This is a genomic window from Methylobacterium nodulans ORS 2060 (assembly GCF_000022085.1).
Classification (GTDB): domain Bacteria; phylum Pseudomonadota; class Alphaproteobacteria; order Rhizobiales; family Beijerinckiaceae; genus Methylobacterium; species Methylobacterium nodulans.
In genome coordinates this window covers 3,835,001-3,850,815 of the sequence record NC_011894.1, presented here as the reverse complement: position 1 = coordinate 3,850,815, position 15,815 = coordinate 3,835,001, and the positions used below count along the sequence as shown (strand labels likewise).

The window sequence follows — 15,815 nt, the reverse complement described above, 5'->3', positions numbered from 1 at the left end:
GACGTTCAGCAAACATCGGGTCAGCGAAAATCGGGCCACGCGGCGCCCGGCGGCCCCTCGGGTTCTCCTCGCCGCAACCGTGCCGCTGCTCGCCACCTCGGCCGTTGCGGCCGCGGATCTGTCCGCCGCCGGCACCGCGCCCGACTGGTACACCGGCGCCCAGCAGCAGCAGGTCGACGACAGCTGGGCCGTCGCCGTCGACGGCTCGACCAGCCTGACCTCGAACAGCTCCGCCTTCGGCTCCGTGACGATCACGGCGGCGCCGGTCGGCCGGCGACGCAGAGCGGCCCGCGCATCCGCGTCGAGGGGGTGGCCGGCACCTATTCCTATCCGGGCCAGGCGGTGGCCACCCGCGTGACCGGCTACCAGCAGGAAGGATCGGTGCTCGGCGGCTACGAGTGGGTGTGGCGCGATGCGGCCCTTGCAGGCTTCATCGGCTTCAATGTCCGCAGCAACCAGCTCTCCGTTCCGGATCCGGGCAATCCCGTGGTCGGGACCGGCGTCGGCCTGAAGGTCGCGGCGAATTTCTACGCGACCCCGACCGACCGCACCATGGTCTCGGCTTACGGCTCGTATTCGACCAAGTTCAACGCCTATTATTCACACTTCCGCGTCGGCTACATGGTGGCGGATGGCGCGTATATCGGACCCGAGGCCCTGTTCCTCGGCGACGACTTCTTCCGCCAGTATCGCATCGGCGCCCATCTGACGGGCATTTCTTTCGGGCCTGTGAGCGTCTCGCTGGGAGCCGGCTACGTCCACGACCGCGTGCAGAAATCGGGATACTACACGAGCGTCGAGGCCCGCGCGACATTTTGATCACACATCCGCGCGGGCGGATCGGCGCTCACGATGTCTGGCAGGGGCTCGCGATGCGCCATGCCGAAGAGGCGCAAGGCGCTTGTCCGCGCGATTTGAGGACCGCGAATGAATTGCACGCCATGAGTCGGTACTGCTCGACTGTTTCCGGCTTGCCCGAAAGGATCGATATAGGTAGCCTGGGATAGTCTCGCGCGCGGTTCATCCTCAACTGTGTGATCGGCCTCGCATCAAGCAAGACCGCAATACATGCATGCTGCTGACTGTATGGTGTCATAATTCAAAGCGCATTGTGCAGTAACCCTGCGCAATCGCATCCGGATGTGCGATCGCCGTCCCTGCGGCGCCGCTGAGAAATTCTCGAAAATTGCCACAGTTGAGCGCTTATGCGGAGGCTTCGAGTCGGTTTCGGCCCTAGGCGATGCCGTCGTGCGTCCCAGCGGCGATGGGGGGATGGTGCGCGTGGGGGTCGCGATTCGATGGCTCGCCTGGATGATCACGACGACGGCGGGCCTGCTTCTCCTCGGTCAGCCGGTCGGCACGCAGAACCAGCTTGCCATGAGCCTCGCGGCCATGGCGGCGATGATCGGCCTGTGGCTGTTCCTGGATGGACCGCGGACCCGCTTCGTCTTTCTCGCCATGGGAAGCCTCGTCGTGCTGCGCTACATGCTATGGCGCATCACGAGCACGCTGCCGTCACCCGGCGATCCGGTCAGCTTCGGCTTCGGGCTTCTGCTGCTCGCGGGTGAACTCTACTGCGTGTTCATCCTGTTTCTGAGCCTGATCATCAATGCGGAGCCGCTCCGGCGCGCTGCGCCACCGCTCGGCCCGGCCGAGGACCTGCCCCGGGTCGATGTCTTCGTCCCGTCCTACAACGAGGACGCGGCGATCCTGTCCCTCACGCTGGCGGCCGCCAGGCAGATGGATTATCCGGCCGACAAGCTGACCGTCTGGCTTCTGGATGACGGCGGCACCGACCAGAAATGCGCCGATCCCGATGCCGAGACGCGTGCCGCGGCCCAGGCGCGGCGCGCGACGCTCCAGCGCCTCTGCGCCGATCTCGGCATTCGCTATCTCACGCGGGCCGACAACCTGCATGCCAAGGCCGGCAACCTGAACAACGGGCTCGCCCACGCGACCGGCGATCTCGTGGCGGTGTTCGACGCCGATCACGCGCCGTTCCGGTCGTTCCTGCGCGAGACCGTCGGCCATTTCCTGCGCGATCCGCGCCTCTTCCTGGTCCAGACGCCCCACGCCTTCCTCGATCCGGATCCGATCGAGCGGAACCTGCGCACCTTCGACCGCATGCCCTCCGAGAACGAGATGTTCTACGCGGTGACGCAGCGCGGCCTCGACAAATGGAACAGTTCCTTCTTCTGCGGCTCGGCCGCGCTCCTGCGCCGGACCGCCCTCGACGAGGCCGGAGGCTTCTCCGGCATCACCATCACGGAGGATTGTGAGACCGCGCTCGAACTCCACGCGCGAGGCTGGACCAGCGCCTACGTGGACAAGCCGCTGATCGCCGGCCTGCAGCCCGAGACGCTGGCGGACCTCATCGGCCAGCGATCGCGCTGGTGCCAGGGCATGTTTCAGATCCTGCTTCTCAAGAATCCCCTCCTGCAGAAGGGGCTCAAGCCGATCCAGCGGCTCGGCTACCTGTCGAGCATCAGCTTCTGGTTCTTTCCGGTGCCGCGGCTCACCTTCATGTTCGCGCCGCTTCTGCATATTTTCTTCGATCTGAAGATTTTCGTTGCCAGCGTCGACGAATCGATCGCCTACACGGCGACCTATATCGTTATCAATCTGATGATGCAGAATTACGTCTATGGCAAGTTCCGGTGGCCGCTGATCTCAGAGCTCTACGAATACATCCAGGGTCTTTTTCTTTGCAAGGCGATCGCGTCAGTGATCGTCTCGCCCCGCAAGCCCACCTTCAACGTGACGCGCAAGGGGTTGAGCCTCGACTACGATCATCTCTCGGCGCTGTCGTTGCCGTTCTTCGCGGTCTATGCCCTCCTGCTCGTCGGCTGCGCGGTCTCGGCCTGGCGCTACCTGTTCGAGCCGGGCGTCACCAACCTGATGCTGGTGGTCGGCCTGTGGAACTTCTTCAATCTCATGACGGCGGGCGTCGCCCTCGGCGTCTGCGCGGAGCGTCGGCAGACCGAGACGGCGCCCGCGCTGCCGATCGCCCGGCGCGGCCTCCTCGCGCTCGAAGGCCGCTCGGTCGATGTCATCATCGAGCGCGTATCGGCTCGGGGCTGCACGATCCGCTTCGGGGCGAAGCTCCTTGCGCCGGGGGCCGGGCACCGCCCGATGGCGGGCCTGCTTACGGTGCTTCCGCCCGCAGGCGCGCCGGCAGGCGGGACCCTGCCGGTCATCCTCGATCACGTCGCGCGCAACCGCGAGGATGCGGTCTGCCGCCTCAGCTTCCGCAGCCTGCGGCCTAAGGATTATCCGGCGCTCGCCGGCCTGATGTACGGCGACAGCGAGGCGATGCATCGCTTCCAGCTCCGCCGCCGGCGGCACAAGAGCATCCTGTCCGGCATCCTCCAGTTCGCGTGGTGGGGATTGGTCGAGCCGCTGCGGGCGATCCGCTACCTGTTCCTGCCGGAGCCGCCCCCCTCCGCCGCGGAGCCGAGCCTGCCGCCGGCGGAACTCGCCTGGGCCGGCGACGCGCTTCCGATCACGCCGCCTGCGGCGGAACCCGCTATCGCGCGGTTTCAGGCGGCCCCGTCCGGCGCGCCGGATCCGCAGCGGCCGAGGGCAGAGCCCGCCGGGAGCCCGCCCGCCGAGGCGGAGCCGGCAAGCGACTGGGTGCGCCTGATGGTGGAGTTCGAGAACGAGCGCCTCCTCTCCGCCGAGCGCAGTCAGCCGAGACCGGTGTGAGCGTGAGGGCGCGCCGCATTCTCCAGGCTCTGGCCCTGCTCACCGGCGCGCTCGCCGGCGCCCCCGTGCGGGCACAGAGCTTTCTCGGCACGGGCCCGGCCGAGCGCCTGACCGTGCCGCCGTCCGGGGACGCGCTGCGTGGCTCGCCGCCTGCCCCGGAGCGCCCACCGGCGAAGGTCGGCCGCCCGGAGACGGTCACCGATGCGGGGCGGCGCGCGCCCATCGTGGGGACGATCGCGGCGGCGCGCCGCTTTCCGGCCGGTACCGAGGGCTTCCGCCTCGCCGGCGAGGAGGACGTCCTGCAGTTTCCGCTCTTCCTGACGGAGGGGCAGCTGCGCGGACCGGCCCGGCTGCGGGTATCCTACCTGTCCGCCATCTCGGTCGCCCCGGAAGCCTCCAGCCTGACGGCGAGCGTGAACGGGACCAAGGTCGGCTGGACCCGGATCCAGGCGCCCGGTGCCGTCAAGGTGGTCGAGTTCGCGCTGCCGGACGGTCTCCTGAAGCCGGGCTACAACGCCGTGACCGTCACGGCGAGCCAGCGCCATCGCGTGGATTGCTCCCTCGCGGCGACCTACGAGCTGTGGACCCAGATCGACCCCTCCCGCTCCGGCCTGGTCGTCCCGGCGGCGGGCGATCTCGATCTGCGCTCCCTCGCAGCCCTCGAGCCGGACGAGAGCGGAGCCTTGCCGATCGGGCTTCCCGTCTCCGAGAAGCCGAGCCTCGACCGTCTGGAGCGGATGATCGGCGCCGTGCAGGCAGTGGCGTTGATCGGCCAGCTCGCCCGTCCGGCGGTCAGCTTCGGGCCGCCGCTCGCCGGCCGCGCGGGCCTCAACCTCGTGGTCGGGACCCCGTCCGAGATCCGCGGCACGGAGGGGCTTGAGGAGATCGGACCGGTTACGGGGCCGAAGCTCGCCCTTCTGTCCGCCCGCGATGGACGGGCCCCGACGCTCGTCGTGACGGGGCCGAGCGGCGCGGAGGTGCGGCAGGCCATCGACCAGCTGGCCCGCACCGGCGATGCGGGCGGCACGCCCGCGGGCATCCGCCTCGCGAGCCTGGCGCGCGGCTATCCGATCCGCGGCGGCGAGACCCTCGGCCTCGACACGCTCGGCATCGTGTCCCACGAGTTCAATGGCCGGTTGATGCGCGTCGCCTTCGAGATGCGCTTTCCGGCCGATTTCGTGCCGGCCGATTACGGCAAGGTGATGCTCCATCTGGTGGGCGGCTACGCGTCCGGTCTGGAGCCGACCGCCCAGATCATTGTCGACATCAACGGCAAGAACGCCGCCAGCCTGCCGCTTCCCTATGCGCGCGGGGAGGTCTTCGCGGACAACGCCATTCCGCTGCCGCTGAGCCTGTGGCGGCCGGGCCTGAACCGCGTGGAGATCACCGCCCAGCTGCCGGTCGCGGCCGACAGGGCCTGCGACACGCTCGCGCCCGGCGCGAAGCGGTCCCGCTTCCTGTTCCTCGACCGGACGCATCTCGTGGTGCCGCCGCTCGCGCGCGCCGTCCGCTCCCCGGACCTCGCGGCGGTCAAGGCCGGCGCGGTTCCGTTCGTGGCCGTGGGACCGCGCCCGCGTCTCGTCCTGCCGACGCCCGACCGCGACTCGGTGGAGGCGGCCGCGATTCTGGCCGCCCGCCTGGCCATGGCGGCGGGACGGGTGATCGATTTTGAGGTCGGCGCCGATGAGCGGGAAGCGGGCGGCGGGGCGAGCCTCGTCGTGGCTCCGGCCCGCGCCCTCAATCCGCTGACCATCGAGGCCGCCGGACTCGACCCCGGCCAGATCCGGCGGATCTGGGAGGCGCGCGCCGAGACCGTGGTGACACCCGGTCAGTTCGGCGCCGCCGGCATCCTCACCCTCGACCGGCTGCGCCGCAACATCCCGATGCGCTGCGCCCTGCCGCCGGCCACGGTGCCGCTGCGCGCCGCTGCCCCCGCCGCGCAGGCCCCCTCCCCTCCCCCGCGCAGCGCCCCGCCGCCCTCCGACCACGATCTCATCGCCCGCTGGAACGCGTCCCTGCACCCGCCCAACCCCGTCCTGGCCTCGCTGGCGAATGGCTGGACGACGGCGACCCGGACGGCCTCCGCGCTGTGGATCGCGGCACTCGACCGCCTCCGCGCGCCCGCGGCTGCGGCCCCGGTCGAGGTCGACCCGCGCGCCTCGCTGATCATCGCCGAGGCTCCCGGTGCCAAGCGCCTCGGCGACACCCTGCTGCTCGTCACGGCGCCCAATCCGTCGATGCTGAAGGCCTCGGTGTCGTGCCTCGTCGACCCCATGGTCTGGGAGAATCTCGTCGGACGCGCGGCCTTCCTCGACGCCTCCGACGGCACGCTCACCGCGGTGGCGCCCGAGCGCATCCGGCTGATCGAGACGCAGCCCTGGTCGCCCACGAATATCCGGCTCGTCGCGGCCGCGTGGCTGTCGCTCAATCCCGTCATCTATGTCGGCATGGCGCTTCTGATGGCCCTCTGTCTCGGACTCACCACGACGAGCCTGGTGCGGCATCTCGGCAGGCGGAGCCGATGAGGTCGCCGCTGCATCCGATCCGGCCGGCGGCTCAGCAGGCGAAGCGGTGGCACGCCACCGCAAGCCTGCTGAGGCTCTTGGTATGCCGCAGGTTTTTGCTGGAAAACCGCAAGGCACTTTTCCGAAACCTGCTTAGAGCCGTGCCCGTTTCGGCTGAAACGGGCACGGCTCCCAAGTCTCTAATGTTTCGCGCTCCCTTACGCCGAACCGGCATCCACTTCGGCGGGGAGCGCTCTGGACGGAGCCGGTGCGGCCGCCTCGTCGGGATTGCGCTCGTGGCCGTTGGGATCACGATGCAGGCCCCCCGTGCCCAACAGCCGGAGGCCACGACCGTGCCGCCCGCGACCGCGCTTCCGAGTTCCCCCCGCCAGGATGGCCGCGCGACGGCAGCGGCCGGCCCCACCCTCGCCGGGAGCCTCGCCGATCCGGCGGCCTGGCGCCTCTACCGCAGCCAGTTCGTGACCGAGCAGGGCCGCATCATCGATTCCGCCAACGATCGGATCAGCCACAGCGAGGGCCAGGGCTACGGGATGCTGCTCGCGGTCGCGGCCAATGATCGGGCGAGCTTCGAGCGCATCTGGGGCTGGACGCGCGCCAACCTGATGGTGCGGCCGGATGCGCTGATGGCGTGGCGCTGGGCGCCCGACAAGCGCCCGGCGGTAGCGGACCTCAATAACGCGAGCGACGGCGACATCCTGGTGGCCTGGGCGCTCACCGAGGCCGCCGAGGCCTGGGGTGAGCCCTCCTACCGCACGGCGGCGCGCCGCATCGCCGTCGAGTTCGGCCGGAAGGCGATCCTGTTCAAGGATCCGCACGGGCCGCTGATCCTGCCCGCCGTCTCGGGCTTCTCCGCGCAGGACCGGTCCGACGGTCCGCTCGTCAACCTCTCCTACTGGGTGTTTCCCGCCTTCCAGCGCCTGCCGATCGTCGCGCCCGAATACGACTGGGCCGCGGTGATCCGCAGCGGCCTCGGACTGGTGCGCCAAGCCCGCTTCGGGCCGAGCAGCCTCCCGACCGAGTGGATCTCCGCGAAGGCGGATGTGGTGCGCCCCGCCGACGGCTTCCCGACCCTCTTTTCCTACAATGCCATCCGGGTTCCTCTCTACCTGGCCTGGGCCGCCGTCGGGCAGCCCGAGGATGTCGCGCCCTTCCGCAGGCTCTGGGGCGGGATCGAGGGGGAGCGCCTGCCGATCGTCGACACGAGCGACGGTAGGCCGGCGGAATGGCTGACCGAACCGGGCTACGGCGCCCTGCCGGCCCTGGTGGCCTGCGCGGTCGACAACACGCCATGGCCGGAGAGCCTGGAGACCGTGCAGCCCAATCAGAACTACTACCCGACCACTTTGCACCTGCTCAGCCTGATCACGGTGCGAATGCGCTATCCGTCATGCCTCAAGCGCTGAGCCTCACGCAGTGCCGAGCCCTCCCCTGGGCCATCCTGCTCGGTCTCTCTCTCGTCGTACCGCTCGCGGCTGAGCCGGCCCCGGTCGGCGGCTCCGAAACGGCCTCGCGGGTCGTCTACGGCGATGGCGCGCGCGCGCCGGCGATCGTCGTCGACCCCGATACGTCGGGCGGTTCCGGCATGGTCGACGAGAGCGCGCTGCGCTACTACGCCTCGCAGAAGCAGACGGACCGCATGAAGGCGGAGATCGCGCGGCTGAAGCGGCTCTATCCCGGCTGGACCGAGCCGCCGGATCTCGACAGCCTGCAGCCGAGCCCGCCGGAGGAAGCGCCGCTCTGGGACCTGTTCACGGCGGGTCGCTTCGAGGATCTGCGAGCGGCGATCACGGCGCGCCGGTCGATCGAGCCGGCTTGGCAGCCCTCCGAGGAACTCTCTCGCAAGTTGCGCCAAGCAGAGTTCCGCAACCGCGCGAAGTCAAATGCCGGCAAGCGTCCCGAGGAGGTCGTCGCTCTGTTCCGGGCCGACCCGGGCGCGCTCGATCCGGCCGATGTCGAGAGCATCTGGATCGTCGCCGATGCCCTGGCGGCGACCGGGGCGGGCGAGGATGCGTTCCTGCTCTACAAGTCGGTGCTCGACACCAGCAACGACACGGGCGCGCGCCTTGCCACCATCCAGAAGGCGATGGCCTATCTCAAGATGGAGCAGGCCGAGCGCCTGATCGCCATGGGCCGCCTGGATGCCGGGGGAACCTCGGAATTCGACGCGATCCGCCTCGACATCACGCGGGCGCGGATCGCGGCCTTCCTGCACGACGAGCCGGCCCAACCCCCGACACTCGCCGATCTCTCGGCCTTCCAGGCCTATGCCCGCAAGTCGGCCGATCCGAGCCAGACCGGGCTCCTCGGCTGGTACGCCTACAAGCGCAAGCAGTTCAGGGAGGCCCTCGAATGGTTCAAGGTGGCGATCGCCCGCGGCGGCGACGCCATGGTGGCCCATGGGCTCGCCCATACGCTGCGCGAGCTAAACATGCCGCGCGAGGCGGAAGAGGTCGCCTATGCGTGGCGCGACCGCTTCGTCGGCAACGAGATCCTGTTCATCGACATTCTCGAGCGGAAGCTGACGCTGGCGAGCCCCCCCCATATCGAGCCGGCCCGCATCGAGCGCTACGCCAAGGTCGTCGTCGAATCCGGCTCCGGCGAGGGCGCGCAAGGGCTGGCGTGGTACGCCTACAATTCCTGCCAGTTCGACACGGCGCTCGAATGGTTCCGGCGCGCCACCGCCTGGCTGCCGAGCGAGACCACCGTCTTCGGCTATGCCCTCACCCTGCAGCGGCTGAAGCGGCAGCGCGCCTTCTTGGAGGTGGTGAACCGCTACGACGGCTTGTTCCCGAAAGTCGTCGACCTGGTCTTCCGCGAGGATCCGGACGGTCCGCCGCTCCCTTGCCTCAACCAGGCCCAGCCGCCCTCCCCGGCCCGGCCGGCCGGGCCGGCTGCCGCCAAGCCGGAGTCGTCGGCGCCCTATGGGCGCGTGCCGCGTCCAGACGCGGCGCTGGGCCGCAAAGGCGAGGAACGGCCGCCGGCGGTGCAGCGCAACGAGTTTCCGCTGGCGGTCTCGGCGGAGAACACGCTGCGCTACCCTCCCGTGTCGCTGCAGCGCGCGCTCGCCGAGCCGGTGCCGGCCGGCAGCTACGCCAAGGATCCGGCGAGCGCCATGCCCCTCGTCGCCCGGAGGGTGCCCGGCGCCGGTGCGATGCCCTACGAGCGGTACGGCTACGCCTTGCTGCCGGGCTATAACGGCCTCGACAAGCCGGCGGCTTTAAGCCCGCCGGCAACCGGCACGCTGTGGCAGGAGCAGCAGGCCGAGCAGAGCCGGGCCGCCGCCGGACCGAACCGGCTCGACCGTTTCTCCGTCCCCCGGCAGTCCTCCGCGAGCGGGGATGGCGGCGAGCGCACGGCCTTGCCGCCGCGGAGCCACCCGTGAGGGGCGCATCACGCCCTCGCTTCGGGGCGCTCCTGCTCGGGAGCATGGTTGTGGCCGCGCCCGGTCGCGGGTTGGCCCAGCCGGCGCCGGTGCTCCATCTCCCCGGGGCCGGCCGGGTCGCCGGCATCGAGGAAATTCGGGTGCGCGACGGCTTCGATCAGCACATCCGGTTCGAGGGCGGAGACGGGCGCAACCGCGCCGAGGTGGGCCTGCGCACCGAGACCGGGGATCTGCTGCTCGCCTTTCCGCCGCGGCTCGCCAAGCCGAACGAGCTCGGGATCGCCGGGGAGCTGGCCGCCCGCTTCCCCGGCCAGATGATGCGCGTCGTCACCACCCCGCAGCGCAACGCCTACGGGCCGATCGGCCTCGCGGTGAGTGCCGACTGTCTTTATGCGTGGCAGTGGTTCGAGCGCGCCTCCCGGGCGGCGCGCGGCGACGAGCGCCCGGGCCTGCTGGGGCCCCTGTCGCCGCCGCCCGCCGGCCGGCAGGCCCTGTCCCTGCGGATTCGTCTCTGCCGCACGGCGCAGGCGAGCCTCGGCGATCTCCTGCGCGCAGTCGCGCGTATGACGATCGCCCTTCCGCACCGCCCGGCACTCGCCTCTCGCGAAGCAATCCCGTCGCCGCCCGTGGCCCGGCCCGCCAAGCCGCGCTCGCGTCCAGCCCAGCCCAAGCCCGCCGCGCCGGTGCCGGCGCGAGCCAGGACGGCTCCCGAGGCACCCGTCGCGCGGCCGTCTCAACCTCCGCCGGCCGCGCCTGCGCCGCCATCCCCTCCGCCGCCGAGCGACAGCTCTGAACCCGGGCGCCGCTACATCGTCCCGCCGGCGCCCGCGGCCCCGGCACCCCCTGCCGCTCCTCCGGACGCCTCCGCCCCGAGCGGTCCGCAGCGCTACATCACGGACGGGATGACGGCGCCCGCGCCCCCCGGCGGCTCCCACCTGGCTCCGCAGCCGGCACCGGGGCGCACGCCGGGAGAAAGCCTGTCGCGCGACCTCCCGCCGGAGGCCTACCGGCCGCCGCCGCTCCGTTCGCCCCCTGACCGGTAAGGCGGATCATCTGCGTCCGCCTCTCTCCATCCGGGGTCCTCCGGCGCGTCGCATGCTTCGGGTAACGCGACCGGCCTCTCCCGGTGCGCGCGACTGCCGGCACCCGATCCGACGGTCGCACGGGCGTCCTGGCGGGTGCAGGGCCAGAAGGCCCGGCGGAGGCGAGAAACGCAGCGGATTCAAGCGAAACAGGCGATTGTCAGCTGACAATCGCCGGTTTTCGGCCACGCCCGGCCTGTGGCTTCCGGGACCCAGTGGGTCACCATGGCGGCCCATGGTCACCGAATCGCTTGACTCGCAGTGCTGCTGCCAAGCTCAATGACATCTCACGGCAGAAGGCATGATTTGCCTGGGAGAGCGTGAATGCCAACGGTCGCCGCCGAAAGCCTTGATTTCGTGAATCGGGAGCCCGGCCTCGCCATGGACGAGGTGATCGCGGGCGACGCGAAGGCGCTCAGCATGCAGCTGCAGGCCCTGCGCGCCAAGCTGTTCCCGCCTCAGGCGCGCAAGCAGCTGCGCCGCTTCTCGAGCGGAGAAGCCGCGCGGCTGATCGGCGTGACCGACAGCTATCTGCGCCACCTCGCGCTCGGCGGCGAGGGACCCGAACCCGAGAAGAATGCGGCGGGGCGGCGCGCCTACAGCCTCGAGCAGATCCACGAGATCCGCCGCGTCCTGGCGAAGGCCAAGCCCGGCTACCTGCCGGTGCGCCAGCCGGGCGAGCCGCTTCAGGTGATCGCGGTGACGAACTTCAAGGGCGGCTCGGGCAAGACCACGACGGCGGCCCATCTCGCGCAGTATTTCGCGCTGCGCGGATACCGGGTGCTGGCCGTCGACCTCGACCCGCAGGCGTCGCTCTCGGCCCTGTTCGGCTACCAGCCCGAATTCGACGTCGCCGACAACGAGACGCTGTACGGGGCGATCCGCTACGACGACGCCCGGCGCCCGCTCTCCGAGATCATCCGGCCGACCTACTTCGCCGGCCTCGACCTGGTGCCGGGTAATCTCGAGCTTCATGAGTTCGAGCACGACACGCCGCGCATGCTGGCCGACAAGCGCGACGAGGGCGATGCCCTGTTCTTCGCCCGGGTGGCCGGGGCGCTCGCCACCGTGGAGGCCGATTACGACCTCGTGGTGATCGACTGCCCGCCGCAGCTCGGGTTTCTCACCCTGAGCGCCCTGTGCGCGGCCACCTCGGTGCTGATCACCATCCACCCGCAGATGCTCGATCTCGCGAGCATGAACCAGTTCCTGTCGATGACGGCGGACCTGCTCGCCGTCGTGCGCGAGGCAGGGGGCAATCTCTCCTACAGCTGGCTGCGCTATGTGGTGACGCGCTACGAGCCGAATGACGGGCCGCAGACCCAGATCGTGGCCTTCCTGCGCGGCCTGTTCGCCGAGCGGGTTCTCACCAGCGTGATGGTGAAGTCCACGGCCGTGTCGGATGCCGGCCTGTCCAAGCAGACCCTCTATGAGGCGGGCCGCGAGACGATGAACCGCAACACCTACGATCGGGCGATCGAGTCCCTCGACGCCGTGAATCGGGAGATCGAGACCTTGGTCAGACAGGCTTGGGGGAGGGCGGTGGCATGAAGGGACGGGATGCCCTGCGCGAGATCCTGACGAGCGGGCTCGCCGTCGAGCCCGGCGCATCCGAGGCCTCGCCCAAGCGCGCGACCTCGGGTGCGATCAAGGCGATGAATCTCGGCCTCCAGCGCCTCTCGAAGGATGCCGAGGAGGCTAGGCAGCTGCGCGCTCAGCTCGATCAGGTCGAGCGGGTGGTGGAGCTCGATGCCGACCTCATCGATGCCTCGATCGTCGCCGACCGCATCGCGGACGCGGCCGATCCGGATTTCACGCAGCTGCGAGCGAGCGTCGCCGAGCACGGTCAACAGGTGCCGATCCTGGTGCGGCCGCATCCCGAGGCCCCGGGGCGGTATCAGGCGGCCTATGGCCATCGGCGCCTGCGGGCAGCGGCCGAGCTCGGCCGCCCGGTGCGCGCGATCGTGCGGGCCCTGTCCGATCGTGAGCTCGTCATCGCGCAGGGCAAGGAGAACAATGAGCGGCGCGACCTGAGCTTCATCGAGCGGGCGCTGTTCGCGGCCAGCCTTGAGGAGCGGCGCTTCGATCGTCCGACCATTCAGGCCGCGCTCGGCGTCGACGCACCGGAGCTGTCCCGGCTGCTCTCGGTCGCCGGCGCCGTATCGGCGGACCTGATCCGGGCGATCGGCCCTGCGCCGAAGGTCGGCCGGCCGCGCTGGCTCGCCCTGGTGGAGCTCCTGAGCCAGGACGGGGCCGTCCGCAGGGTTCAGGGCGTGCTCGCCTCGGAGGAGTTCCGGCGCGCGGGCAGCGATCAGCGCTTCAGCCTTGTTCTGTCTGGCCTGCAGGCCAAGGCTGCGCCGGCGCGAAGCGAGACGCTCAGGCTGCGGGGCGGGCAGACGGTCGCCCGGATCGAGCGGACGGGGCGAATATTGCGCCTGACGAGCGATCTCCCGGCCTTCCAGGCCTTTCTGGAGGCACGCCTCCCCGACCTGATCCGGGAATTCGAGACGGGCCGCCCCGGAGACGAGACCGCACCCGACGCGGCTCGTCGGCGGTAGACATCGCTGGCATCAGAGGGTTGGCGGACTTGTCAGCTGACAAGTCCGCCGCATGGGGGAGGGGGCCCGCGCAGGGCAGCCCGCCGGCAATGCCCGATCCCGAACAGAGCGAGGCGTGGGATCGCGGACCCTGCGGTGTCCGCGTCGCTCGGGTCCGGCTACGGCGGTGGCAGGGCCCGTCAGGCCGAGCCGATACATAGTCCACGATCAAATCATGTACGAAAGTCGCCTACCTCTTCCCGCCAGGGCTGGATAGGTTTGGTACTACTGACATTGAGGTCTCCTCCGCCCGCCCGGCATCGCCGCGGCGGGTTTTCTTTGCCTGCGCGCGAGCGCCCACGGCATGATGGTCCTGCCGTGACCTCATCGGACGAACCCCGGACAGGCATGGTCGACCGCGCCGGCGCGGGAGCCGCCTCACGGCCGAAGACGGCCGGCCGGGGTCGCCCGCCCTGCCGCATTCCCGGAGCAGGAGCGGATCACGCACAGCGCCTCGGTCCGGGATTTCGGGCAATAAGCCCAGACATCGCCAGCGATAATGACGGGCTCACGGGTCTCGGGTGTAACAATAACTCCGCCCTGTGCGTTGGTCGCCATACAGCCGCGTGCCGCTTGGAGGGCGAGCCATGAACGTCGAACACGGTCGAGGAGAGCGCGACGAGATCATCCGTCTCGCCATACAGCGGATCGAAACCGCAGCAGACCGACTGCGCGCACTGGGATGTACGGACCATGAGATAGGACGGGCGCTGTTTGCTGTGGCTCTGTCCCGCCTGTCGCGCTCGATGACTGCGGCGGATCTGGTCGACGAGCTTGCGAACCTGACCGGCAGCTTCGCGTATGCGGCCGGGATCGACCTCTTCGCCGAACCGATAGCGCCCTTCACGACGCATTGAGAGGAGCGCCGGCCTGGACCAGCCGCCGGTCGGGCCGGATCGGCCATGTCTTCCTTCACCGCCGGCCGGGCCCTTCCACCCAGGCCAGCGTTGTTCTGATCGGACCAGACGCGATGAGGCCCGCATCAACGAGCAGGACCAACCAGGTTTTCCGCTGAGACCGCCCGGCCGGGTCCCATCCCTCCGCCGGGTGTTCTTCCGTTCCGGCGTACGGATCTGGTCGATCCGACAGGCCCGAGCCGCGACAATGCCGCGTGCAACATCCGCCCGAAACAAATCAGACGGATGTCGGCGCGCGAGGCGACGGTCGTCAGGTCAGCAATCGTCCTTCCGGCCAAGCTTCTGGTCGGCACCCGCATTGTTCATGGCGCCAACCGTCTTGGGAGAGGCCGGCTGCGCCCCGCCAGCCAGGTTCTTGCTGGCAGGGTCTTGGGTTCCTTGCCTGGTGTCGCTCGCGCCGGGCTTGTCACCGGTCATCTGGTTGGCGCCGACGTTGTTCATGGCTCCGACCGTGCCCGGAGAGGCCGGCTGCTGCCCGCCAGCCAGGTTCTTGCTGCCCTGATCGACATCCGAGCTCTTGGTGTTGGTGGCGTGCTGCTCCGGGCTCTTGCCCTTTGTGGATCCGGTGTCGCATGGCCCTGCGAGAGCCGAGCCCGCGGCGAGAGTCAGGATGGCAGCAGCGGTGAGCAGAGTTGGAGCCTTCATGACGTCTTCCTCCTGCCATTGGTGGCAAGAGAGAAGCTGCACGGCGCCATTGTGGTTCCTCGTCCCGGTTTGGCCTTAGGGCTGACTTCGGGCGATCGGCGAGGATCGTGCCCGATCCGTCGGCTGTCATGGGCCGGCTGCGGTCGGCAGATCCTGCCGCTGCCGCGCAGGCAAAAGGCAGGATCGCCTGGCGGAGCGCCCCGCGACGGCGGGGCGCTGCGTTGCTGCGGGGTTATGCTGCGCAGAGAACCGCCCGCCTGGAGACGGATCGTGACCCGCCGGGCTTGCACGGACCCATGAGTGCCGCGGCCATGAATGCTTTGTGGCGAATGTCCCAGCCTTCCACCCCGGCGGGATCCCGGGTGCCTGCGAGCCCAGGCGGACCCTGCGCGGCACCCGGTCGATCCCGATCGGGATACGGGCGATCCGAGATCGGCAAGGACGCGGGCGGAAGGCGGTTGTGACCAATCTGCGGCCCAAGAGCGTGCCGACCAAGCGCGTGCTGATCGACTTCTGAGAGGCGAACCATGTTCAGGACGGACCGATTGCGCGACCCCGCGCTCCTGCGCAACCAAGCCTTCGTCGCGGGCGCGTGGCGCGATGCCGAGGGCGGCGTGATCGAGGTCATCGACCCGGCGACGGGCGAGCGCGTCGGAACGGTGCCGAATTGCGGCGAGGCCGAGACGCAGGCGGCGATCGCCGCTGCCGAAGCTGCCTTCCCGGCCTGGCGGCGGAGGCCTTCGGCGGAGCGCGCCGCGATCCTGGAGCGCTGGAATGCACTGATCCTGGAGAATGCCGACGACCTCGCGGCGATCATGACGGCCGAGCAGGGCAAGCCGCTCGCCGAGGCGCGGGGCGAGGTGCTGTACGGGGCGAGCTTCGTCAAATGGTTCGCCGAGGAGGCGCGCCGCAACTATGGCGATGCCTTCCCGGGGCCGGCCGGGGACCGGCGCATCCTCGTG

General features: G+C 69.9%; 10 protein-coding genes and 1 pseudogene (1 of these 11 cut by a window edge). 10 read left to right on the top strand and 1 reads right to left on the bottom strand.

All coding sequences use genetic code 11. The features are described from left to right. Positions 1 to 85 precede the first annotated feature (85 nt). From bcsS to MNOD_RS46755, 9 genes and pseudogenes are all read left to right on the top strand, one after another. Positions 86 to 819: pseudogene (gene bcsS, locus MNOD_RS17730) on the top strand (cellulose biosynthesis protein BcsS). Positions 820 to 1,272: 453 nt separating this feature from the next. Beyond that, entirely contained in the window at positions 1,273 to 3,705 is a 2,433-nt protein-coding gene (bcsA, locus tag MNOD_RS17725; protein ID WP_015930304.1) for a UDP-forming cellulose synthase catalytic subunit, read from the top strand. Continuing rightward, positions 3,702 to 6,230, top strand: coding sequence for a cellulose biosynthesis cyclic di-GMP-binding regulatory protein BcsB (locus MNOD_RS17720; RefSeq protein WP_015930303.1), 2,529 nt, complete (start codon positions 3,702 to 3,704; stop codon positions 6,228 to 6,230). Before bcsA ends, MNOD_RS17720 begins: the two co-directional genes overlap by 4 nt. A 293-nt stretch (positions 6,231 to 6,523) precedes the next feature. Further along, positions 6,524 to 7,633 (top strand): family 8 glycosyl hydrolase, encoded by a 1,110-nt coding sequence (locus MNOD_RS17715; RefSeq protein ID WP_043748928.1) that lies wholly within the window; start codon positions 6,524 to 6,526, stop codon positions 7,631 to 7,633. Beyond that, the gene (locus MNOD_RS17710; RefSeq protein ID WP_015930301.1) at positions 7,618 to 9,612 is read left to right on the top strand and encodes a hypothetical protein; all 1,995 of its coding nucleotides are present in this window, start codon (positions 7,618 to 7,620) and stop codon (positions 9,610 to 9,612) included. Before MNOD_RS17715 ends, MNOD_RS17710 begins: the two co-directional genes overlap by 16 nt. Then, the gene (gene bcsN / locus MNOD_RS17705) at positions 9,609 to 10,655 is read left to right on the top strand and encodes a cellulose biosynthesis protein BcsN (protein WP_015930300.1); all 1,047 of its coding nucleotides are present in this window, start codon (positions 9,609 to 9,611) and stop codon (positions 10,653 to 10,655) included. The genes MNOD_RS17710 and bcsN overlap by 4 nt, the downstream gene beginning before the upstream one ends. Before the next feature lie 363 nt (positions 10,656 to 11,018). Continuing rightward, the gene (gene repA, locus MNOD_RS17700) at positions 11,019 to 12,245 is read left to right on the top strand and encodes a plasmid partitioning protein RepA (RefSeq protein ID WP_015930299.1); all 1,227 of its coding nucleotides are present in this window, start codon (positions 11,019 to 11,021) and stop codon (positions 12,243 to 12,245) included. Beyond that, the gene (gene repB, locus MNOD_RS17695) at positions 12,242 to 13,252 is read left to right on the top strand and encodes a plasmid partitioning protein RepB (RefSeq protein ID WP_015930298.1); all 1,011 of its coding nucleotides are present in this window, start codon (positions 12,242 to 12,244) and stop codon (positions 13,250 to 13,252) included. The genes repA and repB overlap by 4 nt, the downstream gene beginning before the upstream one ends. A 626-nt stretch (positions 13,253 to 13,878) precedes the next feature. Further along, positions 13,879 to 14,148 carry a hypothetical protein gene (locus tag MNOD_RS46755; RefSeq protein ID WP_015930297.1) on the top strand — a complete coding sequence of 90 codons (270 nt, stop codon included), beginning with the start codon at positions 13,879 to 13,881 and terminating at the stop codon, positions 14,146 to 14,148. A 315-nt stretch (positions 14,149 to 14,463) separates the two neighbouring features. On the opposite strand, the gene MNOD_RS17690 is transcribed toward MNOD_RS46755, so the two are convergent. Further along, the gene (locus MNOD_RS17690; RefSeq protein WP_015930296.1) at positions 14,464 to 14,853 is read right to left on the bottom strand and encodes a hypothetical protein; all 390 of its coding nucleotides are present in this window, start codon (positions 14,851 to 14,853) and stop codon (positions 14,464 to 14,466) included. 527 nt (positions 14,854 to 15,380) lie between these two features. Between MNOD_RS17690 and MNOD_RS17680 the strand changes: the two genes are divergently transcribed. After that, a protein-coding gene (locus MNOD_RS17680) for an NAD-dependent succinate-semialdehyde dehydrogenase (RefSeq protein WP_015930295.1) crosses the window boundary here: on the top strand, positions 15,381 to 15,815 show its 5' end (the start). 1,023 nt of this gene lie beyond the right edge of the window; the window shows 435 of its 1,458 coding nt (coding positions 1–435); its start codon is at positions 15,381 to 15,383; the stop codon falls past the right edge of the window.

Coding starts and splice junctions, on each gene's coding strand:
- bcsA (WP_015930304.1), top strand. CDS start 1,273: ATGGTGCGCGTGGGGGTCGCGATTCGATGGCTCGCCTGGATGATCACG.
- MNOD_RS17715 (WP_043748928.1), top strand. CDS start 6,524: ATGCAGGCCCCCCGTGCCCAACAGCCGGAGGCCACGACCGTGCCGCCC.
- MNOD_RS17710 (WP_015930301.1), top strand. CDS start 7,618: ATGCCTCAAGCGCTGAGCCTCACGCAGTGCCGAGCCCTCCCCTGGGCC.
- repA (WP_015930299.1), top strand. CDS start 11,019: ATGCCAACGGTCGCCGCCGAAAGCCTTGATTTCGTGAATCGGGAGCCC.
- repB (WP_015930298.1), top strand. CDS start 12,242: ATGAAGGGACGGGATGCCCTGCGCGAGATCCTGACGAGCGGGCTCGCC.
- MNOD_RS46755 (WP_015930297.1), top strand. CDS start 13,879: ATGAACGTCGAACACGGTCGAGGAGAGCGCGACGAGATCATCCGTCTC.
- MNOD_RS17690 (WP_015930296.1), bottom strand. CDS start 14,853: ATGAAGGCTCCAACTCTGCTCACCGCTGCTGCCATCCTGACTCTCGCC.